Below are 24,143 nucleotides of genomic sequence, written 5' to 3' on the forward strand. Positions count from 1 at the left end.
TCCAAGAAATTAACTAAATTCTTCTATATAATAAGAAGTGTTCTTGGACAGTAACATTCTATATAAAATAATTGCTGTTTATTGAATTTAACACATGAGAAATTCAGTGAACGATTTGAAAAGTAATGGTAAAATTAAAAATGTAACTGTTTTCTTAAACTTGAGTATGACTCTCCACAATAAGTGAACAATTGTTCATAATTATCCTGTTCCTAAAGCTTTGTGGAAGGACTTCACACTTTTTTAAACACTCTAAATAGTTTATAATAGTCAGATAATACTAGAAACTTTAATTCATGCTCCTTTCTGAAAGATTGCTACTAATGAACACAATAATCTAGTTGTGACTGTAAATTTAACGCTAAATAGTTCTTTTTAATCAAGAAAAGGTGCAATAAGACTTTAAATTGTGTGATTTGCATAAAGTTTCTTAAAGCGATAATTTTACGAAAATAGCCTTAATTTATGAATAGCTATGATAAAGCCTTTGGATTAATTTTTAGACAGAAAAGGTGTTTCTTAGGTCGCTTCTTACATCTATGAAACCTAAGCAGGAGCACCTGCAAATATAGGGGATAAGGAAGGTTATAATGGGGAACGTACAGAATAGAACAGACGTTATCTTAATTGGTGCCGGGGTCATGAGTGCGACCTTGGGAACACTTTTGAAGGAATTAGTACCAGAATGGGAAATTACAGTTTTTGAAAAACTCTCCAAGGCTGGAGATGAAAGCTCTAATGAATGGAATAATGCAGGAACAGGTCACGCAGCACTATGTGAACTTAATTATACAAGTGAGCGCCCTGATGGGTCTGTAGATATTAGCAAAGCGATAAAAGTTAATGAACAGTTTCAGGTTTCAATGCAATTCTGGTCTCATCTTGTGAACAGCAATTTAATAAAAAATCCTCAGGACTTTATTATGCCGCTACCACATATGAGTATGGTTCAAGGAGCCGAAAATGTAGAATTTTTAAGAAACCGTTTTGAAGCAATGACAAATAACCCGCTGTTTCAAGGAATGGAATTTTCAGATGATCCGAAGAAATTAATGGAGTGGATTCCACTTATTATGCAAAATCGATCATCTAATGAAGCAATAGCAGCAACAAAAATTGACTCTGGAACTGATGTTAATTTTGGTGCATTAACTCGCATGCTGTTTGATCATTTAAAGAGCAAGGATGTAAATCTAAAATACAATCATAGTGTTGAAAATATGAACCGCACTAGTGATGGTTCATGGGAATTAAAGGTTAAGAATGTTGAGAGCGGTAACATCGAAAATCATACTGCTAAATTTGTATTTATCGGAGGTGGGGGCGGAAGTCTTCATCTATTGCAAAAGTCTGGTATTCCTGAAGGAAGACAAATTGGTGGGTTCCCGGTAAGTGGGATCTTTATGGTATGTAATAATCCAGAAATAGTAGCTCAGCATCATGCAAAAGTATACGGAAAAGCTAAAGTTGGTGCTCCGCCAATGTCTGTACCACATCTTGATACACGATTTATTGATAATAAGAAATCATTATTATTTGGACCTTTTGCTGGATTTTCACCAAAGTTCTTAAAAACAGGTTCAATATTTGATTTAATCACTTCGGTGAAGCCAGATAATCTAATCACTATGTTGGCTGCAGGTGCAAAAAACATGTCGTTGACAAAGTATCTGATTCAGCAGGTTATGTTATCAAAAGAAAAGCGTATGGATGAGCTACGTGAGTTTATACCGAATGCAGTAAGTGAGGATTGGGATTTTGTTGTGGCAGGACAGCGTGTACAGGTTATTAAAGATACTGAAGATGGAGGGAGAGGAACTCTTCAATTTGGTACAGAGGTAATCAATAGTGCTGATGGATCAATAGCTGCATTGTTGGGCGCTTCTCCTGGTGCGTCAACAGCTGTTCACGTTATGCTTGATGTGCTTACTAAATGCTTCCCAGAGCATATCGATGAATGGGAACCGAAAATCAAACAAATGATTCCTTCTTATGGCTTGTCATTAATGGAAAACCCAAAGCTTCTTGAAGAAATTCATGCTTCAACAGCAGAGACGCTTGGTTTAATTGAAAAAAAAACAGTATATAGCTGATTTTTTAATAATATAAGTATTTAATCTTTATAAAATGTTTGCCTTTGATCTGCCTTAGATTAAAGGTTTTTTTCTATAGTTTTTTAGAATTTAAATAAAAATAAATGAAAATGGTTAGGACACCGAGTATTTGAGCTAAAGATAAACCCAAATTATTAGGAGAAATTTCAATTAATCTCTTTCCTTATAATTCGGGTCTTTTTTGTTTTTACATACTATTTTTAAGAATAAGTGGAAAGTGAATAGAACTAATTTTAATCCACCATAACAACAATCCCCTAATAAACAACAACAGGATCATAAATACTAAGAGTATCATACACAGCTTTCATTACACTTGGTGAGACATTGACACATCCACCAGAGCCTGCTGTAAGATAGGCATTGCTTGACCAGTTTGTTCGCCAGCTGGCATCATGAAATCCTTGTCCACTGTTCGTAAATGGTGCCCAATAATCTACCTTTATTGAATAATTCGGATTGCCTGCAGAACTACCTGACAGAGTATAAGGTGAGCGTTTGTAAAGGATATACCAAACTCCTGGCGATGTATCTTCTTGTGTACTATGTTTGCCAGTGACTACATTTGTTGTTACAGCTAATTTACCATCTTTATATATCCAAATACGCTGCTCCTTAATGGACACCTCCGCATAAGTATCTCCAATGCCATTGTTTGTTAGCGTGTCATAACCATAGCCCTCATTGCTCCAACCATTTCCATGAATATTAGATGCAGAAACTGATTTTTCTCCTTTTTCGAAAGCACTTTGAATAAGTGCGGTTTCTTTTTCTACATCAAGTGCCCAGCCATAGCCTTGACCTTTTACAGATATAACTGAACCTGAATGAGTCTTAAACGTGAAATTTTTACCTAGAGTTGATTGAGCTTCATTTATTTCGCTAATTTTCTTTTTTATTTCATCAGATTTTATTGTAAGCTTCAAATCTTTTGATATAGTAGCATGCTGAATAAGCTCACTTGCTTTCAAAGAATGAACTTTATCCTGTACCTTGTAATCAACTATTTGCTGAAGTAGTTCTTTTAGTCTTTTTTCTTCATTTAAAACAGTTTGACTATCTTCCTTAATTGGTTGTAGAAAAGCAGGATTAAGATGAATATTACTCGTATATTCTTGTTTTTCGTACTCTTTTAGTAAATTAGCTACATCATACTGTGTTCCATCAATGCTTTTTGATATTGATATTTTCCCTTGCTCAAGAATGGCTTGAGCATCTTTAGGAGCTTTAAGGTTTTTGTTCATTGAAAGTAATGCTTCTTCAAGCTCTTTCTTGAGTACTTCTTCTCGATATTGATCTTGGTTTATCGGTTTTAACGAATAATTAAGTTCATTGGATGAAGGAAAGAAAGTCCACTGCTTTTTTAATACATTCTTCACTTCTGGTAGATCGTCATCTGTAAAATTCATCTGAGTATCTTTGCCATCAATAATTTGTTGTTGATCAATATAAACTTCATTCTCTAAAACAGTTGCTTGTAATTTTTTTATCGCTTCGTCCGCGGTTAACCCACCAACTTTTACGCCATTCATCATTATATTTCTATTAAAATAGTTTGCTTGATAATAGCTAATGACTCCAAGTATGAGTGCAAGGATAATACCAACTATCATGGAAATGTATTTCCAATTTTTATACCACTTGACTGATTTATATCGTAATTGATAGGACTCTTCAACTGAAGCTTCTACAGCATTTCCCACAATGTTCCCTCCAAATAACTTCGACAATTAAGTTTGCGCTCATGACCGAGGTTGTTTACCAAAATTATACTTTCATTATCATTCTACTAGATAGTATAGCGTAAACTTTGTCGTTATTTGTATATTAACAGAATTTATTATTGAAAATAATTATTTAAAATTGTTTGGGGTTTTAACATAATTTCCAACTTAGAATCATGTTGAAATTTTAATGGTTATTATATTGTCTTAGGAAATAGATCATCATGTGATATTTATTACATACCATTACTTTTGCCGATGGTAAGATTTGTTTAATACTTACAATTAGTTCACAAAAGCAGCTGAGAAATACTTTACTACTACAAAGAAATGAATGAATGAATAAATTATATAAACTAAAGTTTATAGACCAATATAAAAATTGGAGGAAATATACGATGAATTTTACTCATGGAAATAAAGTTGTGTTAGTTGGAACTGGTGCAGTTGGATCAAGCTATGCCTATGCTTTAATGAATCAAGGAATATGTGATGAATTAGTTCTTATTGATTTAAATGAGGAAAAAGCAAAAGGCGATGTGATGGACTTAGATCACGGAATTGTTTATGCTCCTAGTGCGATGAATATAACGTTTGGAACTTATGCAGATTGTCAGGACGCTGCAATTGTTGTTATTTGTGCTGGTGCAGCACAAAAGCCTGGAGAAACTAGATTAGATCTTGTTAGTAAAAATGTAAAGATCTTTGAATCAATCGTGGGAAGTATTATGGAATCAGGCTTCAATGGCATTTTCTTAGTGGCAACTAACCCTGTTGATATTTTAGCATATGCTACGTGGAAAATATCTGGTTTGCCAAAAGAACGAGTCATTGGTTCTGGAACGGTTTTAGATTCTGCAAGATTTCGTTATTTATTAGGTGAAGAATTCGATACTGCACCTACAAGTGTGCATGGATATATTATTGGAGAGCATGGTGATTCACAGCTTCCTGTATGGAGTTTAGCGAATATCTCTGGCACCCCAATTGCACAGAAGCTAACAGAAGAGCGTAAGGAAGAGATCTCAATACAGGTTCGTGATGCAGCTTATAAAATTATTGAATCTAAAGGTGCAACATATTACGGAATTGCGATGGGATTAGCAAGAATTACAAGAGCCATTTTAAGAAATGAAAATGTTGTTTTACCAGTAGGAGCTCTCTTGGAAGGTGAAAACGGACATAGTGATGTATATATCGGTATCCCATCAGTCATAAACCGTACAGGAATCAAAAAGGTTGTAGAGCTTACATTGAATCAAAAAGAACAAGAAAAACTAGCAAATTCAGTTAGAACACTCAGGGATATTCAAGCTGAAATTTGGACGTGAGATTACGTAAGTTCATGATTATGATAAATGGCCTCTACTTTACACTATCAAACTCTGTTACTTGGTTAAATGAATCAGGTGGACGAATAAACAAAGGCAAAAGTCCAATCAATAATGGAACTGCAAAGAGCAGGCACAATTAGACAGGGAGAAGCCCAAGTTCAACTAGAGGAATTAGGTGTTGAGATGTTTAAAGTTGGAGGAGTAAGATCATAAATAAAAAAAGAAGCCATTTGAGGGAATCTCAAATGGCTTTTATATGGTTTATATCATTTTTGCTTTTCCACATTCTTAATCGTATCTCCATCACTAACACCATATAATCTACTCTTTGGTTCATAAATTTTTTGGGCAGGCCATAATCCATGGTGACCAGAAAATATGTAACTAACAAAGCAAGCAATAAAAAAGTACTCTAAACCTTTACCATCAAACATTTCCATAGCTAACAAAAATGCTGCTATTGGTGTATTTGTACCACCGCTAAAAAGTGCTATCAAACCTAAAGCGGCAAGAAATGATAAAGGTAAATCAATAAAGGTATGTAGAGTATTACCCAATGTTGCTCCTATAAAAAATAAAGGTATTGCTTCTCCTCCAACAAATCCTGTGCCAAGGGTGACTGCTGTGAAGATAAGCTTAGCTAGAAAAGCAAAAGGAGGAACTTCTTCTTGAAAAGCTTGCTGTAGCATTTCTAAGCCCCGACCATTGTAATCTTGTGAACCTATTATTAAAGTGAAAATCACAATAAGAATACCACCAAAAAAGGCTCTTTTCATATGATTCTTCTTAAATAATTTCTCAGAATACTTTTGGATTCCGTGTCTTAACTGACAATATAGCACACTTAATAAGGCAAATATAACAGATACAGCAATAACTTTTATAAATATTATCATTGATTGCTCTGGCACACTTTGAAGGATTAATTTCTCATGTTTATGCCCTAGTACTGTTGTTGACATATAGTGACCAGCAAAGCTTGCAGCGATACAAGGTACTAGTGCTTCAAACTTCAATTTACCTAAGGCAGCCATTTCCATTCCAAAAACTACTCCAGTAATAGGTGTTCCAAAAGCTGCACCAAATCCGGCACTAATTCCACTCATTATTAATACTTTAGTGTCTAGTACATTTACTTTAAATAGTTTATTAACAGCTTCAGCAACACTGCCACCCATTTGAACAGCTGCTCCTTCCCTTCCTGTTGATCCGCCCAAAATAACAGTTATGAACGTTCCTAAGTAAACAATAGGTCCCATTCGTTTAAGAACCTTTTTGTTTCCATGAACAGCTTCTATCACTAAATTATTATGATCGGCCGCATCATGTAGGGTGTTATTTAAATAGACCTTCCCATAGTTGGTATAGATGTACCCAATAATAATTCCTCCAATTGGCAGAAGGAATATCAGCCAATCTCTTTTCTCTCTTACTTCTCCAATATAATCATTTGTTTCTAAAAGGAAGGTTGTTAGTGTACCAACAATTAGACCAATAATAGCTCCAAAAAATATCCATCGTATAAGTAGAGAAATGAAGTTTTTGTATTTTTTCTTTATGTTCAATTTGCTTGCCTCATTTCAAGTTCTCGGGAATTTCATTAAGATGTTTATTATTCTTAACTTCATTGAAAATAGTATCTGAGTTACTGAAATTTGTTACGGTTTTATTAGATTTTGATTGATTTCTCTCAATTAAGTCTTTTAACATCTGAATATCCTCTTTTGTTGCATATTGTTTATTAGGTTTTACCATATATCCAAGCTGACCGTTTGTTTCAATTGTGGCCCATTCTAAATCACTAAAATTCTGGATACTTTGTTGTCTTAATCTTACTTCTAGCATGTCTACTGTTAAGCGTAATTTTTTGAGATTATTTTCAATAATTTTCCCATCTTCTACTACTAATAGGGATTTCCCATAAATAAAAGATTCTAAGGAGTCGAATTTCATAACAATATACTCTATAAGAAGCAGGGTAGATACCATTAAAAAGGTAACAACCATCGTAATCCAAATGTTACGGTCATTAACAGGCTGGATGATTAACGAACCTACTGCGATCATCATGACAGTTTGAGCAACAGTCAGTTGAGAAATTGACTTTCTTCCTGCTAAACGTAAAATTAGTACGCCCCCAACAACAATCACGACAGCTTTCCATATAAAATTAAAATCCACAATTATTCCTCCGTAAACAATTCCATGATATGTATAGAATGGCAAAGAAGGCTTGGGATTATTCGTGTTTGGGTAGATATACAGAGATATAAATTGAGGTTTATTAGAGTATCTAATCGTTCTAATGATTATTTACGATATATCAAAAAAATAAGATTATTTCCCAGTAAATGAACTTATTACTATGTTTTAAGGAGAAATTTTAAGGTTAAGGGTAAAGATAGGCACTGTAAAAGAAGAAAGGATGACAGTTATGCAATGAAAGATACTGGCTTTTCCATTTGGCTTCTATTAGTAGGAGTTATATTGGTTACTGTATTTACCTATTCTTTTTTTGAGATTACAGAGGGGTTTTTAGAGAGTGAGATAACCAGCTTCGATACTATTATATTGGAAGTTTTAGACCCGATCGGAGGCTATATAGGATTTAAGTGGATGATTTTAATTACAGAATTAGGCTCAGCCTGGTTTTTGACTACAATGTCAGTGATATGTATCTTGATCATTTGGTTAAGAAATAGAGAGGTGTGGGTAATTTCTTTTTTTATTATTGCAGTAGGTGGTGGAGGACTTCTCATAAGGATATTAAAGTATATCTATCAAAGAGAAAGACCTTCTATTAATTCAGCAATCGATGCAATAGGTTATAGTTTTCCAAGTGGTCATGGAATGGGCTCGCTAATTTTTTATGGATTTCTTACATATATCATCTTAGGAAATATAAAATCAAAAGCTATTAAATGGAGTACAGTTATCCTGGTGAGTATCTTAGTGTTATTAATAGGATTAAGTCGTGTTTACTTAGGAGCACATTACCCAAGTGATGTGGCTGCAGGATATTTAGCTGGAGCAGTTTGGCTGATGTTCAATATTAGCGCACTTGAATGGCTCAAAATTCAAAGTCAAAATAAAAACAGTACAAAATCAATGAACATTTAGTTACAGAGTAGTTTGCAAAAAAGAGGATGGGACATAAGTATTTAAGCTAATGAAAAACCCAAATTATTAGGTGATATGTCAATTAAACATTCGCCTAATAGTTCGGGTTTTTATTAGCAGTCTTCAATGTTTTTTGATTTTGCATACTATTTTTAAGAACTAGTGTAATGGAGCGGAAGACATTTGACTCCTGCGGGTGCAGAGGAAAGGCTGAGACCCCACAGGCGCGCAGCTTACGAGGAGGCTTAGCTTCCTCCCCGGTGAATCTTATGTCTGCAGCGCAATGGAACGAACTTGTTTCTTTCAGCTTAACTGAATTTATTCGTCTTTTTGAATGATTTCTTTAATTTTGTTCCAGCCTCTATTCTATTTTACCATTGCTTTGGTTCATAATTTAATTCACTAAACAAACGCGTGCGTTCTTTTTTTGATAAATCTCGCCATTGTCCAGGCGGAAGATTTCCTAGATGAATATTCATAATTCTTGTTCTTTGTAATCTGAATACCTCATACCCTAATTCTGCACACATTCGGCGAATTTGTCTGTTTAATCCTTGGGTAAGGATGATTTGGAAATCGAATTTTGATAGCTGTCTTACTTCACAAGGAAGTGTAACAGTATCCAGTATCTTAACTCCCTCTGACATTCTTTTAAGGAGATCAGGTGTGATAGGTTTATCTACTGAAACGATATATTCCTTTTCATGCTTGTTTTCAGCACGTAAAATTTCATTAACAATATCCCCATCATTTGTGAGCAGAATTAAACCATCAGAATCTTTATCAAGTCTTCCTATATTAAAAATTCGTAACGGGTGATTAACCAAATCAACAATATTTCCTTTTACACCTTTTTCTGTCGTACTAGTAATTCCAACTGGTTTATTTAAAGCGATATAAACATAGTTCGGAGCAAGTCTAACAGGAGCACCATTAACTAGAACATCATCACCAGGCTCTACTTGGCTTCCTATCTTAGCTGGTTTCCCGTTAATTGTGACTCTTCCTTCACTAATTAATTTATCTGCACCTCGTCTAGAAGTTTTTCCAGACTCACTTATATATTTATTAATACGCATGTTCACACATCCTAGGTAAAGGGTTGTTCTTATGATACACAACTATACTTTATTTTTGGAAAATAATCAAAATCAAGGGGTTTGATTATTATCTAAGGATTTTTTATGATACCAATTAAAAAATGTGCTTGCTTCTTCTCTTGGTACACCATAAAGCTCGCTTTCATATAGTGGTTTTGCTTTGTTAGAAAATAGGAGAGTGGCAACACCAAATTGTCTTTGTAGCCAAGAGTGTTTTACTGTTATTTGTTGAATTCGTTCACGGTGTGTAACAAAGGTAGAATTTGTTAACCCTCCTTTTCTAATTTGTACTGTATTTCCATGACGGATATAGCTTGTGAACAAATAATCTAATACACGTAAAAGAATACTCAAAGTAAATATAATTGCTGAAATCCATAGCCATTCCTTTTTAAAGAAATATAGTCCTATGATAGTAAAGATCGTTAGGTAATAGGGACGAAGGAGCTTTAGCCATAAAACCTTAGTTGGAAACCTCTCCATATGCTCTTCAATATAATAATTCGGTAACATTTTATGTAGAATTTCATATGCTTTATGCTTAGGCATAAAGGGATATAGGGAACTTGTTTCTTGATCATCTCCCTCAAATGACGATGTACTGATTAACTTAATTGAAGCTAGACCGAGAATACGCTTGAGAAGTGTTTGCTCGACAATAACTGCTTGAACTCTATTTTTTTGAATAGAAAAGCTTGTGAAATTGCCGATTCCTTTTTCAATAAAAATTTGCTCCTGATTATCACTAATAACATAGTTTCCATATTTCATAGATGTTTTGAAAAATCCTATGACTATTGATATAGCTAGGGCAAAGATGAAGAGGATAATTAGTATCCACCAATGAATAAATAAGTAGTCTAGTGCATTTTCTGCTGTATCTTCAATTTGAAAATATTCTGCTAAGTTAAAATAAATAGCGCTTAATAGTGGAAAGATTGCCAGAAAGCTTAATGATGTAAATGATGCTCTAATTAAATCTTTCTTAGTCGATTGAAAATGAACAGTCCGTCCTGTTAGTGGATTCATTCTCTTTTCTTTTTCATCCTGTTCACTATCTTGTTTTCCATCAAGCTTTGAAAGGATCCTTTTTCTTTCTTCTATTGTTATAACTGGAAATTCGATAGCTGAATGATCACCAGTTGTACCTGTATCTAGCTTTAGTGAGGTAAGTTTAAACCACCTGTGAACAAAGTTGGTATTTGATGTGTGGTTATGAATTCGACTGAAAGCAATATGACGTTGTTTTTTAATAAAAATACCCTCATATATAATAATTGTATCATTCGTTATTTCATAACGGATAGTACTCCACTTTAAGACTATTGATATGATTGTAAACACAGATGCAATGATAAGAATATATCGACCCCAAATAACCCAAGTAGATGTAGAAGAGGCTTTAAGGATAAATAGAAAAAGATAGAATCCAACCGAATTTTTGAAAAATGATAGTAGCTCAACTGCAATTAGAGCAGGGTGATATCTTCTTTTTTCATGTTTCATGCACCTTTTTCTCCTTCATTTGAATCCTGATCTTGTAATTTTGCCCATGCTGCAATTTGAAACTTTAAATTCCTTGCTGTTTTAGCTGGGATTGCTGGAATCACATGACTAGAAGCTGTCGTACCAATTTCAACATTATATAGCTGATATCGTCTCATTAAAGGACCTTGCTCTGTTCGAACATATTCAACCTTCTCCATTGGTATTAAAGTGTGAACAACTTGCCATTTACCATGTTTTAGCTGAATAAATTGCGGGTCAACTTTATAACGCCATGTTTGCTGCAAATACGCAGGTTCTATTAATATTGAAAAAACTGCAGATATTACTATTATCCCGCCTAGAGCATATAACACAATGCCAATCCACTCATACCAGTCAAACTTCATTGTACAAAGTATCAAAATCGCAATAATTATTAGTGTTAAAGTGTGGCCGATTGTATTAGATGTTCTCCATACTTTCACAGCGTATTTTGAAATTTGCTCTGTTGGTTCATCAATTTCGATATACATCTTGCTTTCACCTCAATTTCTAATACGAGTATGAAGATATAAAGTTCCCAAAAAATGTTATTATGTGAAAATATTCTATGATAAGAAGGGGGATATGAAGAAAAGGGCCTTAATTTGCTGTCTTTAATAGATTTTTGATTTTGCAAACTATTCTTAAGAACTAGTGGAATGGAGTGGAAGACACTAAGGCTCCTACGGGAATAGAGGAAAAGCTTAGACCTAAGCAGGCGTAGCTGAGGAGGCTTAGTTTTCCTCCCCGTGGAACGCAAGTGTTGGAACAAACATGTTTTTCTAGCTTAACTGATTAATAGAGGAAAGTATTATATATTGGATCGTGTAGAATAATTTAGATTTATTTGTCTTTATGGATACTTTCTTATATCTCATCCTCTAACTTGTAATCAATCTTTACTATAATTCCTAAACAAAATAATGATTAAGATAAGCACTAATGAAAGTGCACCACCTGCAAGGGAGAGAGTTGGATAACTTGTATACGCAACAATAACACCAGATAACACTCCGCCAGCTGCACCAGCTAAAGCAATGAATACATCAACAGCTCCTTGTATTTTTGCACGATTAGTAGAATTTGTTGCATCTACAAGAAGGGCAGTACCGCTAATTAATCCAAAGTTCCATCCTAGTCCTAATAATGCAAGTGAGATCGTGAGAATTAACATAGAATCAGTCGGTGCTGTTGCTGCTAAAATACCAGCAGTAAGTAATGTTATTCCTGCTACAATGCTCATTGGAATCCGTCCAATCTTATCAACAAGTATTCCCGTAAATAAAGACGGGAGGTACATTGCACCAATATGAATGCCAATGATCATGCCAACCTCATCCAAACCATGTCCATGATGTCCCATATGGACAGGTGTCATCGTCATAATAGCAACCATTACAACCTGCGTTAAAATCATCACGGAAGCACCAACAAGGATGCCGTTATTATTTATCGACTCTTCCTCAATACTAACATCTGAATGCTTCCTTGTATTTGCTTTCTCTGTAGCTGCAGCAGCAATAGCTTTAGCCACAACTAACGGATCTGGTCTTAACAAAATGAGAAGCACAAAACCTGCAAGAAAATATGCAGCTGCAGCCAATATAAAGGGTCCTGCTAATGAAGGAATTCCAATTGTTGAAGCAAAATCTCCCATAATACCTACTAGATTTGGACCTGCAACAGCACCAAATGTAGTTGAAACCATTGCAATACTAATTGCGGTAGCCCGCTGAGTTGAATGGGCCAAGTCAGTGCCTGCATAGCGTGCTTGTAAGTTTGTAGCAGTACCAGCTCCATAGATTAATAGTGATATAAAAAGAAAGATAATGTTATTGGTTATAGCAGAGATTATTACACCAATTGCTCCTATTCCACCAGCAAAAAAACCAAATGTTAAGCCAGGCCGTCGCCCATAACGCTGTGATAATCTCCCTACAAGCAAAGCAGCCCCTGCTGAGCCCAAAGTAAACAATGCAATAGGTACTCCTGAAAAGCTATCAGTACCAAGCATCTCCTTAGCTAAAAGTGCTCCTACGGTAATTCCTGCAGCAAGTCCTGCACCACCAAAAATTTGTGCAATAACAATAATGATTAATGTACGACGATATAATCCGCTTTGCTTTTGGGGATCATTCATGTAGCTTTGAATATCTGTTCTGTTACTAGTTAACTCCTTGGAATCATTGGGACTATTCGTCATTATGTATCCACCCTCATAAATTTATAATTGTCATTTAATTGTATGTTAAAAAGGTAATAGAATGGTAGGAAATGTATAATTTTTTATGTACTAAAAAATTAATTATGTTCATGCGGAATGTTCAGCATAAAAAATAAAAATACACTCGTACTGATTATTGAGTCAACAATAGTACGAGTGTATTGACAGTTATAGAGTTAATTTGCTGCTTTCTCACGAAGAATTGGCAGAGTACAGCAACGGAACGAACCACCTGATTTTATGATTTCAGTAATATCAACCTCAATAACCTCAAAACCTTTATCACGCAGCTTTTTGTTGATTTCTTTATTTACTGGCAGACTTAGGATTTTATTGTTTCCGATTGATAAAACATTGGTACCGAGTGTAAATTGCTCTTCCTCTGAAACCTCTAATAAATCATATCGAGAAGATAAAAAATCAATTTGTTCTTGTTCAAAAGCATCTTTAAAAATAATTGCGACATTAGGAGAAACTATATTAAATACACAATCTAAATGTAGAAACTTCTCTTGAAATGGTAGAATTTCCACCTCATACTGTGTTAAGAGGCTTTTAAGATGATCAGCGGCGAACTGAGTAGTACGATTACTCAATCCAATATAAATAACACGATCATCAATCATTACATCTCCTCCTTCTATACGATCTTCAGCTAAGTTAAAATATGAAAGACCTTCATCATCTAGCCATTGCTTTAACACATTTTCTTCACCAATTCTTACATCACTTGCCATTTGTGCGACGAATATTGTTTGACCAAGTGTTACGCCGATATCACGTGTAAAAACCTGTTCAGGGAATTTCTGGTGATATGGTAGCAAAATAACTTCAATATCATGCTCTCTTAATGTTTTAACAAATTCTCCATGCTGTTTGACAGCACGATCGATATGAATTCCTTCATCTTTAAATTCCTTTTGTGTTTCATTTATCACATCTCGAATCGTCATATAATGTGGCTCACAAAGAATAACTCTTTTTAAGACATCGTATTCATTATGACAAACGGTTATCTTTTGATCGTAATTAAGCTCCATTTTGCTCCTCCTAAAAATCACATAATTTATTAATAGGATTTACCCTGTTTGAGAATAATATTTATCTGGTATCAATTTAAATATATTTATTGATCAAACGATATAAATTTAATGTGTAAAACAGTTTCGTGGAGGTGAGTTTATGGATGATAAAAAGTACTCTGATTTGAAATTAGGTGAAAGAGGAGCAATTGTTAGCATTATCGCATACATATGTCTTTCGGCATTAAAGTTATTTGTAGGCACTATTAGTAATTCTGAAGCATTGCGAGCAGATGGACTAAATAATGCAACAGATATTTTAGCTTCTGTAGCAGTTTTAATTGGATTAAGATTATCTCAAAAACCTGCAGATAAAGATCACCCTTATGGACACTGGAAAGCAGAGATGGTGGCATCATTAATTGCTTCTTTTATTATGATGGTTGTAGGTATACAGGTTTTAGTCGGGGCAGCAACATCAATTTTTAAAGGTGTTAGTCAAACTCCTGATCTGATTGCAGCATGGACGGGAATTTTTTCTGCATTTGTCATGTATTTTGTTTATCGCTTTAATAAAAAGCTTTCTTTAAAAATAAAAAGTCAAAGTGTTATGGCAGCTGCGAAAGATAATTTATCAGATGCACTTGTTAGTATAGGAACAGCAGTGGGTATTATAGGTTCCCAATTTAACTTACCTTGGATGGATCCCTTAACAGCAACAGTTGTAGGACTTATCATTTGTAAAACAGCGTGGGAGGTTTTTAGAGGTGCTTCTCATCAGCTTACTGATGGATTTGATGAAGAGCTAATTAATCAATATAAAGAAACAATTTCAAAAGTAGAAGAAGTAAAGGAAATAAAGGACATAAAGGCAAGGAGCTATGGAAACAATGTAGTGGTTGATATCGTAATCACAGTTGATTCAACTTTAGACTTTAATTCTGCGCATGATATTTCGACAACGGTTGAGAAAAAGCTTATGGATAACCATGAAATATATACAGTACATGCTCATGTTGAGCCATATGTAAAATCATGAGCACATCCTAGTAAGCATTAAAATGTACATCTGAAGATTATTTTATTAAGATAACACTATCTTATAAGAGGAGGTAACAAAATGAATAAAAATAATGAAGGTTTATTATCACCATTTACATTTTCAAATGGAATTGAACTAAAAAATCGACTTGTTATGGCACCTATGACTAACTTTTCTTCTAACCAAGATGGTACTGTTACAGAAGAAGAAGTGAAATATTATGCACGCCGTTCAAATGGTGTAAGCATGGTCATAACTGCATGTACATATGTAACAGCAAATGGTAAAGGATTTCATGGCGAGTTTGGAGCAGACAGTGATGAAATGATTCCAAGCTTAAAGAAGCTAGCACAAGGTATAAAGGATCAAGGTGCTAAGGCTGTGCTGCAAATTTTTCATGGAGGGAGAATGTGTCCACCAGAATTAGTCCCTAATGGAGAAATTGTTAGTGCTAGTGATATCCCTGCAGAACAAGGTGGCGTTTCGACTGAAGAGCCAGATGTGAAACCAAGAGCTTTAACTGAAGACGAAGTGGAAGGAATCATCAATGCATTCGGTGAAACAACACGTCGTGCAATTGAAGCCGGTTTTGATGGGATAGAAATTCACGGAGCAAATGGTTATTTAATTCAACAATTCTTTTCTCCTCATTCAAATCGACGTGAAGATCGTTTTGGAGGAAGCTTAGAAAAAAGAATGACATTCCCTCTAGCTGTGGTAGATAAAGTGAAAAGTGTTGTAAAAGAGCATGCTACATCACCTTTTATCGTGGGCTATCGCTTTTCACCAGAAGAGCCTGAAACACCAGGAATTACAATGGATGAAACATTGAGCTTAGTGGATGCATTAGCTGATAAAGACTTAGATTATTTACATGTATCACTTTTTGAATTCTTCTCAAAACCTAAAAGAGGTGTAGAAGATTTAGAGAAGTCACGAATCGCTTATTTACAAGAAACAATCAATAATCGTGTCCCTCTTATTGGTGTAGGATCTATTTATTCTGCGCAAGATGCACGTGAAGCATTTGAATCAGGTGTTCCTTTATTAGCCCTAGGTCGAGAATTAATTATAGATCCTGATTGGGTTCAAAAGCTTGAAGAAGGTAAAGAGGATGAAATTGTTACTAAGCTTGATAAAGAAAAGCAGGAACAATTAGTGATTCCAGATCCATTATGGAACGCAATTGTGAACACACCAGGTTGGTTCCCAGGAGTATAATATTTCAGAAAACATAGATTACAGCTACTGCCTCAATCTCATGTTATATTAGAATAGAGTTATTAGCTCAAATATAACATGAGATAAAGGAGCAGTTATGAGAAAGAAATGGTTTCTTCGCTGGTCTTTTTTTATTTTTGGAATACTAGTTTTAGCATTAGGCATTTCATTAACAATAAAAGGTGAGCAATTAGGGATAGGACCGTGGGATGTTTTCCATTATGGTTTGTTTATTCAAATGGGATTAACAATTGGTTCATGGTCAATTATCATCGGGTTTTTACTGTTATTTATAAGTTCAATTGTCAATAAAGCCTGGCCGAAAGTCGGGGCTTTTATTAATATGTTATTTCTAGGTATATTCATTGACTTCTTTAACTGGATTTTACCTACTATAGAAAGCCTCACAGGTGCAATTTTAGCATTTATTATCGGTGTTCTTTTTGTAGGGTTAGGAATAGGACTCTATGTTTCAGCTGATTTTGGAGCTGGTCCAAGGGACAGTATTATGCTTGTGATTGTTGATAAAACTGGATGGAGTATTCAATGGGTAAGAAACGGGATTGAAGTACTGGTATTTGTACTAGGCTGGATGTTAGGTGGTCCTGTGGGAATCGGTACACTTATCATTGCATTTGGTTTAGGACCAATAGTAGGATGTTCAATTCCACAGTGTAAAAGGTTAATTACCTTTTATATGGAGAAAATGGATTCAGATTCAAAGGATATTCTGATCGAACAAAATAGCCCCATCGGTTAAATCCGGTGGGGATTATTTTGTTTAAAGATCATATTATAAATTGATATCTACACCAATACTATCAACTCTACCTACTTCGCGAATGAAAGCAGCAACAGCTTGGTGATCTTCATTCGCTGTATATGCATCTAAAGCAGCTTGATTTTCAAAACGAACCATAAGGATAACTTGAAATTCCTTACTTTTTTCAGCTAAGTTAAAACCAGCATGAATTTCATTGATTCCTGTTAACACATTTTTTAATGCTGTAAAACGACTCACAACTTCCTGTAGCTGTTCCTGAGTAGTTGTTTCAGCAAATTTTAGAAGTACTGTACGTTGGATCATGTTAATTCCCTCACTTTTTTATCTTCTTTATCTTCTTCATTTTACAGACTGGCTTCACTGATAGCAATTTTTCATTCTCAGAAATATCAGGTTGATTACTAACAAACGAACGATCTAGTGAATAGTTTAGGGTAATTTGGATTATGTATTTTTATGGACGATTTCTTTCGTTTTGCCCGAAATTAACCATTATCTTGGTAAATCAGTCGAATACCTTTTTCTAAGCATACCTAATGAATTAAGACGCTTTACGTTGTCTTCCTTATCCTTCATTCCTATTGCAATAATTAAATTTTCAATAAGATAAGTTGGAGCAATCATCGAATGGAAATCTCTCATTTCCCCTCTACTTGCAAACAATACAACATCAGCTTCTCTTGAAAAATCAGAAACTAGTTGATCTGTAATCAATATCGTTTTAAATCCTACTTCCTTTGAATAATCTAATATGACCTTTGCTTCTGGCAGTAATCGAATAAATCCAAATAAAACGAAAACATCATCATCTCTTAAATGCATAAGGCTTTCAAATAACTCACTGCCTCCTTTATGTATTAACCTAATATCTATACCGAATCTCACCATTCGATAGGTCATCAATTCCCCTAAACCAATAGACGGACCAGGGCAATGTATGTAAACCTTGTTTGCATTTGATAACAATTCTACTGTTTTTTGGAAGGAGTCTTCGGAGAGCTCTTCAATTGTTTTATATAAATGATTAATCGAAAGAGAAAGTGTGTGATGCTGTACCTCCTGATCTTCAACTTTTTTCATCACATTTTTAAATTTACCTGCTGGTGATACCTCTAGCTGTGAACTTATATGAGCTTTAAAATCCTTTAAGTTTTTAAAGCCTACTATTCTCCAAAAATGCGAAACAGAAGCAATACTAACCTTCACTGCCTCAGCAATCTCTTGTTCTGTTGAAAGTAATACACGATGTGCATTTTTCTGAATATAATCGGCAATTTTATATTGTTTTGGTGACATGGTTTCTATGTTCCAATTAAACTCCATTTATATAAAATCTCCTTTTCTATGGTATTTCCCACGTATCATAGCACATTAAATAGTAGATATTTTGATAATGATAGTTTTTTTACATAATGTTAAAAAAAGATAATAAGTTTACAAGTATTTTACAACAGAATTATATTGTATTAATATCCAACATTTAGAATAAAGGTAATCGAATTAAAGGAGGTAATTAAAATGAATCAAATCAATGAAAGATATGTTCTTACCCAGTCACAGAAAATGATGGTGTTTATTTTATCAATGTCTTTATACGGTTTATCTAATATGATTACTGAGTTAGTACCATCTGTGAATTTAGGTCCTATTGAATTTTCTATTGAGTATTTTGCATTTATTCCTTTAACTCTATGTATTTTATTTCATCCCTTATATGCCGCAATAGGGGCGTCTCTAGGTGAGGTCATCTTTGGTGAAATTATGCTTGGGCAGTTTGGTGGATTTGGTGAATTAGAAAAATTCATTAGCTTTTCCCTGGCGATGTTCATTGCAGGCTCACTTGTGAATGACCCGAAGAATAGAAGACAGGTAGGTATTGCAGCCATAACGGGTGTCATCATTCATCAAGCAATCAGCTCGATGGTAGATATCGGAAAAGTGTGGATTGGTGTAGAAGAGCTAGAAGCAGTACCAGGATTAGCAGAAAGTGTAATTGTTATTGAAGGCTTTGCCTTTTTAAATGATGTACTATTTTCAGGTATCTTATTTGCCTTATTACCAACTTTGTATCTAGTCCCACGATTATATGGAAAAATTGAACCTTTATTAGGAATGAAGCCAAGAGATATAACAGTTAAGTATTCGATGAAACAAGTACTTGCACCAAGATTAATTGTTGTAGGTGTTATGTTAGCTTGCTCAGCATTTTTATTCGAATATCTATCAGAAGCAGGATTTAATGTGGAGTGGGAAGCTGATTTTGTTGAAACATATGGAGATTGGTTTATTTGGTTAAGCTTAGCTGTTGCTGGAATTATTGCTTTTATCACTGTGCTGATTCTCCTTAAAAATAAAAGTAGAAATCAATCAAACATGGATGATCCATTAAAAAAGAGGATTTCTTGATGAAACCACAAATTATAATCGATTCTGTATCGTTTCAATATCCTGGTGGAGATGAGCCAGTTCTGAAAAATATATCATTAACAATAAATAAAGGAGAGTTCGTAGCCATTATGGGAAGTAATGGTAGTGGGAAGTCAACTCTCTGTAAACTGATCAATGGACTAATTCCTCATTATTATGTTGGAGACTATTCTGGAGAGGTCATGGTAGATGGGAAGCTAACAACTGACCATAAAGTGACAGAATTATCTCAGCATGTTGGGTATGTTTATCAAGATTTTGAAAACCAGCTTGTCTGCCCACGGGTGCTCGAGGATGCCAGCTTTGCCCCATTAAATTATGGTGATCCGGATTTTAAAGAAAAGGGAAAAAAAGCGCTGGATCTTGTTGGCTTGCAGAATCATGATGATGAATTTATATGGCAGCTTAGCGGTGGACAAAAGCACCTTCTTGCTTTAGCAGGAGCACTATCTCTTGATCCAGAGATCTTAATTATTGATGAACCAGTTGCACAGCTAGATCCTTTTCATGCTGAAGAAGTATATAAAATTTTAGAGAAGCTTAATAAGGAATATGGGAAAACAATCATTGTGATTGAGCATCATACTGAATTTATTGCAGAATATTGTAAGCAAGCTATCTTAATGGATAAAGGACAAGTGATATGGAAAAAAGCGACTAAAGCTGCTTTGCGAGAAGTTGGTCAGCTGATGAAAAGCAATATCTTTCCTCCTCAAGTGACACAAGCAGCCTATAGAATAGGAGAGCTAAAAGATAGAGAGATACCTGTAACACTTGAAGAAGCAGTTACTTACTTCTCAAAAATGGCGTTGTCTTCTAATGGAGATTTAGTAAAAACCAATCATAAAAATGATATAAAAAAGACGACTGTTTCATTGGAAAATGTCCATTTTTCATATAAAACAATTAATCGTTCTAGAAAACAAGTGTTAAACAATATTAATTTGGAGCTTCATAGTGGAGATTTAGTGGCTCTTGTTGGTACAAATGGTGCAGGTAAATCATCTTTAATGAGATTGTTAACAGGGCTAGTGAAGCCCGAAAAAGGTGATGTACTTGTCAAGGATATGAATACACACAAACACTCACCAGAAAAGATGGCTGATATTGTGACATATATATACCAAAACCCAGAAGAGATGTTTATAGAGGATTCTGTTAGAAAAGATGTTGAGTTTTTCTTGAAATCACGAAAGGTTCCAGAGTTTAAAGCTGTGGTCGATACTATTCTAGCTCAATTTGAATTAAGTGAGCTACAAGATAAAGACAGTCGATTAATGAGTGGGGGGCAACAGCGAAGAGCATCATTAGCAATTGGTGTAGCAATGAATCCTTCTATTATTTTATTGGACGAACCAACAGCAAACCTGGATATTGCCACCCGCAAACATATTACGAAATTAATCGCTTCATTACGGGATAAAGTTGATACTGTCTTAATTGCTACACATGATATGCAGCTTGTTGCAGAATGGGCGAATCGAATTATTGTTTTACATGAAGGGAGAGTTATTCATGATGGAGACCGAGAATCGGTTTTTACTAATGAGGAGCTACTTACTTTAGCAGGTCTAAACCCGCCACAAATTTTAGAGTTAAGTAGGAAACTAAACATATCTCCACTTACCTATACAGTAGAAGAATTTGTTTTTGCTATGGAGAGAAAGGAGAATGTAAGTGGAATTTACACGACAGCTTTCTGATAAGCTCTCAGTTGAACAAGTGAAGATTGAGCTTTTAAATACAGCATATGGAAATAACAGTACATTTCTTGCAAAATTAGATCCTCGTACACTTTTTATTTGGTATCTATATTTTGGCATTTTTCCATGGTTTATTCATAATCAAGCCGTTTTAGTAGGCATGTTTGTCTTTATGATTATCACGACCTTTATGGCAAAAGTGAGTCCTTTAATTGTCTTAATCTTAGTATTAGGGTTATTGGGTCAGGGAGGTTATTTATTAATCGCTTCATGGTTTTTTGGTGGTGATTTCACTGTTATATTGCCACTAATTATTCTTACGTTAAAGCTTTCGATTATTTCACTAGCAAGTATCACTGTCTTTTGTTCGATGGATCCTGAAAAATTGAGTAATGGTTTGCTTTCAATTGGAGTGCCAGGTCAGGTTTCATTTTGTATTGCCTATGGCTATCGTATGCTACCTAGCCTTTTAGAAGAATATCATCATATTTTTCTATCATTTCGATTAAGAGGAAAAGCACCTGATAAAAAAGGTATTTTATATTGGCGAGCTATTATCTATTTTTCAAAAATTGCTGTTTTATCTTTCTATCCATTACTTTTGAGTACATCAAAAAGAGCTAGAACAACAGTGGAGGCTTTGGAGACAAAAGGAAGCTTTTATGCCTTTAACCATCCTGAAGTAAAAAGAATCAAGCTTGCACACATGTCTTTTCGTACTAAAGATTATATGTTTTTACTATTTTCAACCCTGTATGTTGCTAGCTTGTTTATAGTGGGCTACTACAATTAAAATGTCGAGGAGGATATGATGATAATCGATTTTCATACCCATGTAAAAATTTCAAAAAAATCAACGTTTATGCCAGATTATTTTAAAGAAATGATGGAAGAAGCAAAAGCTAGTGGTTTAACAGCACTAGCAATGACTGAACACTTTAACACATCTCGATTTAATGATATATATGAGTATCTTGATCGGCACTATGAATATAAGCAGGATTATTATGATATAGAGGGTTTAAAACTATTTCCCGGTATTGAAGTAGATATCAAAGAGGTTGGCCATATTCTGTTAGTGGGTAATAGACATGATATATTATCAATACGTGGAGAATTAGAGGATCATACAAAGGAAGATTGCTTTATTCCGTTTAATCAATTGATAGACTTGGCTGAACAATTTAATCTATTAAAAATTGGTGCGCATCCGTTTAGAGAAAGCACACCTCTATATCATCTTGATAAAGAGCAAATTCAGCGTTTAGATGCACTAGATTTAAATGGTAAAGATCTTTATGCACAAGGAATTAGTGCTTATCGAGATAAGTTAAGCCAATTTGCAGAAGCAATTGAGCTTCCTATTGTTGGAGGCAGTGATACTCACCAGTTTTTTCAATATGGAAGTGTCTATAATCGATTTGAGCAGGAATGTAGGACAGTAGATGAGCTTAAGCGTAGTATTGATTCAGGACGTTATGAAGTAGAAACATCTGAAAATCTTCGGCTTAAAATTAAAGCAGCAATACTTGTCAAAAAGCTTTTGAAGAAAGTGCTAACGGGAAAAAAAGAGCTTGTTTGAATTGCAAGGTGAGCTTTTAGGAGCTAAGTAAACTAACATAATAAAGTTATATCTTAGGGCTGTTTTCGTAAACATTGTTGCTGCTAGTAACTTAAAGGAAACAGCCCTGCTTCATATTTATTGTCATTTTTACTTCAGAAAAACAGATCTAAATACCAACAGTAGAGTAGATCGCTTCTTTATTTTGTGTTTCTCCCTGTAGTAAATTATAAGTAACGCACATCGGTTTTGTCGTCCGAGGATCTCTTCCTATTTTAGCATCAATATGAAAAACCTCTTTAAGTACTTCGTGAGTAATAACCTCTTCACAATCACCAGCTTTTACAATATGACCATCCTTTAGAGCGATAATGTAATCAGCAAAGCGTGCAGCTTGGTTTAAATCGTGAAGGACCATTACAATTGTCCGTTCCTGTTCAACATTTAGCTTTTGTAAGAGCTCTAGTACTTCTAGTTGATGGGCCATATCTAAGTATGTAGTTGGTTCATCAAGGAAAATGATATCTGTTTCTTGAGCAAGTGCCATTGCAATCCACACTCGTTGTCTTTGGCCACCTGAAAGGGCATCAACAGAGCGGAATTTAAAATCCTTCGTTCCAGTCACTTCAAGTGCCCAGTCAATCACATCATAATCTTTTTTTGTTAATCGACCAAAACCCTTTTGATAAGGAAAACGTCCATATGATACAAGCTCACCAACAGTTAATCCACTAGCACTTTCAGGTGTTTGTGGAAGGATAGCCATTTTTTTTGCAAGTATTTTTGTGTTTTCTCTTGAAATGTTTTGTCCATCTAAAAGAACAGAGCCAGCTTGATGTGGAATAATACGCGTAATGGCTTTTAACAACGTAGATTTTCCACAACCATTTGACCCAATTATCGTCGTTATTTTCTTATCAGGAATTTCTACACTTAAATCCTTTATAATAAGTTGCTCTCCATAGCCTATTTGTAATTGATTTGTATATAGGCGAACCATTATGTACCTCCAATTTTATTTATTAATTGAAAATGATTATCATTACTGGTAATTAAATACTATAATTTCTTTTTGGTGTTGTCAACTTTATAAAAGGATTTGTTTGGGAATTAACAGCAATATTTAACAGGGAATTTAAACTAGATCTTATAAGGTATCTACAAAAGTAAGGGATAGCTAAAGATAATGAAAGCATAGTGGGAGAGCTATCCATGTAAAATAATAATCAATATGAAA

At 34.6% G+C, this 24,143-nt stretch carries 21 protein-coding genes; 10 read left to right on the top strand and 11 right to left on the bottom strand.

Annotated features, from left to right (window positions below; all coding sequences use genetic code 11):
• Positions 1-590: 590 nt before the first annotated feature.
• On the top strand, positions 591-2,093 hold the full coding sequence (locus tag JOC75_RS15370; RefSeq protein ID WP_204954900.1) for a malate:quinone oxidoreductase: 1,503 nt from the start codon (positions 591-593) through the stop codon (positions 2,091-2,093).
• A gap of 278 nt (positions 2,094-2,371) precedes the next feature.
• On the opposite strand, the gene JOC75_RS15375 is transcribed toward JOC75_RS15370, so the two are convergent.
• Positions 2,372-3,820: a L,D-transpeptidase family protein gene (locus JOC75_RS15375; RefSeq protein ID WP_420828038.1), complete on the bottom strand. Its 1,449-nt coding sequence runs from the start codon at positions 3,818-3,820 to the stop codon at positions 2,372-2,374.
• A 416-nt stretch (positions 3,821-4,236) separates the two neighbouring features.
• Between JOC75_RS15375 and JOC75_RS15380 the strand changes: the two genes are divergently transcribed.
• Positions 4,237-5,169, top strand: a complete 933-nt coding sequence (locus tag JOC75_RS15380; RefSeq protein WP_204954901.1) for an L-lactate dehydrogenase — start codon at positions 4,237-4,239, stop codon at positions 5,167-5,169.
• A 269-nt stretch (positions 5,170-5,438) separates the two neighbouring features.
• On the opposite strand, the gene JOC75_RS15385 is transcribed toward JOC75_RS15380, so the two are convergent.
• Both JOC75_RS15385 and JOC75_RS15390 read right to left on the bottom strand, forming a co-directional pair.
• Positions 5,439-6,737 (bottom strand): chloride channel protein, encoded by a 1,299-nt coding sequence (locus tag JOC75_RS15385; protein WP_239589510.1) that lies wholly within the window; start codon positions 6,735-6,737, stop codon positions 5,439-5,441.
• A 10-nt stretch (positions 6,738-6,747) separates the two neighbouring features.
• Positions 6,748-7,353 (bottom strand): YetF domain-containing protein, encoded by a 606-nt coding sequence (locus JOC75_RS15390; protein WP_204954902.1) that lies wholly within the window; start codon positions 7,351-7,353, stop codon positions 6,748-6,750.
• Between the two features lie 258 nt (positions 7,354-7,611).
• Between JOC75_RS15390 and JOC75_RS15395 the strand changes: the two genes are divergently transcribed.
• Positions 7,612-8,292, top strand: a complete 681-nt coding sequence (locus JOC75_RS15395; RefSeq protein ID WP_204954903.1) for a phosphatase PAP2 family protein — start codon at positions 7,612-7,614, stop codon at positions 8,290-8,292.
• 371 nt (positions 8,293-8,663) lie between these two features.
• Here the strand turns inward: JOC75_RS15395 and rluF are convergent, their stop codons facing one another.
• The 5 genes from rluF to JOC75_RS15420 all read right to left on the bottom strand — a co-directional run bounded on the left by rluF (position 8,664) and on the right by JOC75_RS15420 (position 14,186).
• The gene (gene rluF / locus JOC75_RS15400; RefSeq protein WP_204954904.1) at positions 8,664-9,371 is read right to left on the bottom strand and encodes a 23S rRNA pseudouridine(2604) synthase RluF; all 708 of its coding nucleotides are present in this window, start codon (positions 9,369-9,371) and stop codon (positions 8,664-8,666) included.
• A 72-nt stretch (positions 9,372-9,443) separates the two neighbouring features.
• Positions 9,444-10,898 (bottom strand): PH domain-containing protein, encoded by a 1,455-nt coding sequence (locus JOC75_RS15405; protein ID WP_204954905.1) that lies wholly within the window; start codon positions 10,896-10,898, stop codon positions 9,444-9,446.
• The gene (locus tag JOC75_RS15410) at positions 10,895-11,413 is read right to left on the bottom strand and encodes a PH domain-containing protein (RefSeq protein ID WP_204954906.1); all 519 of its coding nucleotides are present in this window, start codon (positions 11,411-11,413) and stop codon (positions 10,895-10,897) included. The genes JOC75_RS15405 and JOC75_RS15410 overlap by 4 nt, the downstream gene beginning before the upstream one ends.
• A gap of 401 nt (positions 11,414-11,814) precedes the next feature.
• A complete protein-coding gene (locus tag JOC75_RS15415; protein ID WP_204954907.1) occupies positions 11,815-13,125 on the bottom strand; it encodes an MFS transporter in 1,311 nt (436 codons plus the stop codon).
• 197 nt (positions 13,126-13,322) lie between these two features.
• Complete coding sequence (locus tag JOC75_RS15420; RefSeq protein ID WP_204954908.1) at positions 13,323-14,186, bottom strand: dimethylarginine dimethylaminohydrolase family protein; 864 nt, start codon at positions 14,184-14,186, stop codon at positions 13,323-13,325.
• Between the two features lie 142 nt (positions 14,187-14,328).
• Here JOC75_RS15420 and JOC75_RS15425 point away from each other — a divergent pair, with 142 nt between their 5' ends.
• The 3 genes from JOC75_RS15425 to JOC75_RS15435 all read left to right on the top strand — a co-directional run bounded on the left by JOC75_RS15425 (position 14,329) and on the right by JOC75_RS15435 (position 17,191).
• Complete coding sequence (locus tag JOC75_RS15425) at positions 14,329-15,207, top strand: cation diffusion facilitator family transporter (protein WP_204954909.1); 879 nt, start codon at positions 14,329-14,331, stop codon at positions 15,205-15,207.
• Positions 15,208-15,288: 81 nt separating this feature from the next.
• A complete protein-coding gene (locus JOC75_RS15430) occupies positions 15,289-16,431 on the top strand; it encodes an NADH-dependent flavin oxidoreductase (RefSeq protein ID WP_204954910.1) in 1,143 nt (380 codons plus the stop codon).
• Between the two features lie 97 nt (positions 16,432-16,528).
• Positions 16,529-17,191 carry a YczE/YyaS/YitT family protein gene (locus JOC75_RS15435; RefSeq protein WP_204954911.1) on the top strand — a complete coding sequence of 221 codons (663 nt, stop codon included), beginning with the start codon at positions 16,529-16,531 and terminating at the stop codon, positions 17,189-17,191.
• Between the two features lie 33 nt (positions 17,192-17,224).
• Here the strand turns inward: JOC75_RS15435 and JOC75_RS15440 are convergent, their stop codons facing one another.
• Positions 17,225-17,518 (bottom strand): Dabb family protein, encoded by a 294-nt coding sequence (locus JOC75_RS15440; RefSeq protein ID WP_204954912.1) that lies wholly within the window; start codon positions 17,516-17,518, stop codon positions 17,225-17,227.
• A 189-nt stretch (positions 17,519-17,707) separates the two neighbouring features.
• Positions 17,708-18,538, bottom strand: a complete 831-nt coding sequence (locus JOC75_RS15445; protein ID WP_204954913.1) for a MurR/RpiR family transcriptional regulator — start codon at positions 18,536-18,538, stop codon at positions 17,708-17,710.
• A 195-nt stretch (positions 18,539-18,733) separates the two neighbouring features.
• Here JOC75_RS15445 and JOC75_RS15450 point away from each other — a divergent pair, with 195 nt between their 5' ends.
• From JOC75_RS15450 to JOC75_RS15465, 4 genes are read left to right on the top strand one after another with little or no spacing between them, the layout of a single operon-like run.
• Positions 18,734-19,621, top strand: a complete 888-nt coding sequence (locus tag JOC75_RS15450; RefSeq protein ID WP_204954914.1) for a DUF8171 family membrane protein — start codon at positions 18,734-18,736, stop codon at positions 19,619-19,621.
• Positions 19,621-21,345, top strand: coding sequence for an ABC transporter ATP-binding protein (locus JOC75_RS15455; protein ID WP_204954915.1), 1,725 nt, complete (start codon positions 19,621-19,623; stop codon positions 21,343-21,345). Before JOC75_RS15450 ends, JOC75_RS15455 begins: the two co-directional genes overlap by 1 nt.
• A complete protein-coding gene (locus JOC75_RS15460) occupies positions 21,320-22,138 on the top strand; it encodes a CbiQ family ECF transporter T component (RefSeq protein WP_204954916.1) in 819 nt (272 codons plus the stop codon). Before JOC75_RS15455 ends, JOC75_RS15460 begins: the two co-directional genes overlap by 26 nt.
• A gap of 18 nt (positions 22,139-22,156) precedes the next feature.
• On the top strand, positions 22,157-22,927 hold the full coding sequence (locus JOC75_RS15465) for a PHP domain-containing protein (RefSeq protein WP_204954917.1): 771 nt from the start codon (positions 22,157-22,159) through the stop codon (positions 22,925-22,927).
• A 148-nt stretch (positions 22,928-23,075) separates the two neighbouring features.
• Here JOC75_RS15465 and JOC75_RS15470 read toward each other — a convergent pair whose 3' ends face one another.
• Complete coding sequence (locus JOC75_RS15470) at positions 23,076-23,906, bottom strand: ABC transporter ATP-binding protein (RefSeq protein WP_204954918.1); 831 nt, start codon at positions 23,904-23,906, stop codon at positions 23,076-23,078.
• Positions 23,907-24,143: the final 237 nt, after the last annotated feature.

This window comes from Metabacillus crassostreae (assembly GCF_016908395.1).
GTDB lineage: Bacteria > Bacillota > Bacilli > Bacillales > Bacillaceae > Metabacillus > Metabacillus crassostreae.

What these genes read in the sequence shown, in the direction of transcription:
- JOC75_RS15370 (WP_204954900.1), top strand. Translation starts at nt 591, where the DNA reads ATGGGGAACGTACAGAATAGAACAGACGTTATCTTAATTGGTGCCGGG.
- JOC75_RS15380 (WP_204954901.1), top strand. Translation starts at nt 4,237, where the DNA reads ATGAATTTTACTCATGGAAATAAAGTTGTGTTAGTTGGAACTGGTGCA.
- JOC75_RS15395 (WP_204954903.1), top strand. Translation starts at nt 7,612, where the DNA reads ATGAAAGATACTGGCTTTTCCATTTGGCTTCTATTAGTAGGAGTTATA.
- rluF (WP_204954904.1), bottom strand. Translation starts at nt 9,371, where the DNA reads ATGCGTATTAATAAATATATAAGTGAGTCTGGAAAAACTTCTAGACGA.
- JOC75_RS15405 (WP_204954905.1), bottom strand. Translation starts at nt 10,898, where the DNA reads ATGAAACATGAAAAAAGAAGATATCACCCTGCTCTAATTGCAGTTGAG.
- JOC75_RS15410 (WP_204954906.1), bottom strand. Translation starts at nt 11,413, where the DNA reads ATGTATATCGAAATTGATGAACCAACAGAGCAAATTTCAAAATACGCT.
- JOC75_RS15415 (WP_204954907.1), bottom strand. Translation starts at nt 13,125, where the DNA reads ATGACGAATAGTCCCAATGATTCCAAGGAGTTAACTAGTAACAGAACA.
- JOC75_RS15420 (WP_204954908.1), bottom strand. Translation starts at nt 14,186, where the DNA reads ATGGAGCTTAATTACGATCAAAAGATAACCGTTTGTCATAATGAATAC.
- JOC75_RS15425 (WP_204954909.1), top strand. Translation starts at nt 14,329, where the DNA reads ATGGATGATAAAAAGTACTCTGATTTGAAATTAGGTGAAAGAGGAGCA.
- JOC75_RS15430 (WP_204954910.1), top strand. Translation starts at nt 15,289, where the DNA reads ATGAATAAAAATAATGAAGGTTTATTATCACCATTTACATTTTCAAAT.
- JOC75_RS15435 (WP_204954911.1), top strand. Translation starts at nt 16,529, where the DNA reads ATGAGAAAGAAATGGTTTCTTCGCTGGTCTTTTTTTATTTTTGGAATA.
- JOC75_RS15440 (WP_204954912.1), bottom strand. Translation starts at nt 17,518, where the DNA reads ATGATCCAACGTACAGTACTTCTAAAATTTGCTGAAACAACTACTCAG.
- JOC75_RS15445 (WP_204954913.1), bottom strand. Translation starts at nt 18,538, where the DNA reads ATGGAGTTTAATTGGAACATAGAAACCATGTCACCAAAACAATATAAA.
- JOC75_RS15450 (WP_204954914.1), top strand. Translation starts at nt 18,734, where the DNA reads ATGAATCAAATCAATGAAAGATATGTTCTTACCCAGTCACAGAAAATG.
- JOC75_RS15455 (WP_204954915.1), top strand. Translation starts at nt 19,621, where the DNA reads ATGAAACCACAAATTATAATCGATTCTGTATCGTTTCAATATCCTGGT.
- JOC75_RS15465 (WP_204954917.1), top strand. Translation starts at nt 22,157, where the DNA reads ATGATAATCGATTTTCATACCCATGTAAAAATTTCAAAAAAATCAACG.
- JOC75_RS15470 (WP_204954918.1), bottom strand. Translation starts at nt 23,906, where the DNA reads ATGGTTCGCCTATATACAAATCAATTACAAATAGGCTATGGAGAGCAA.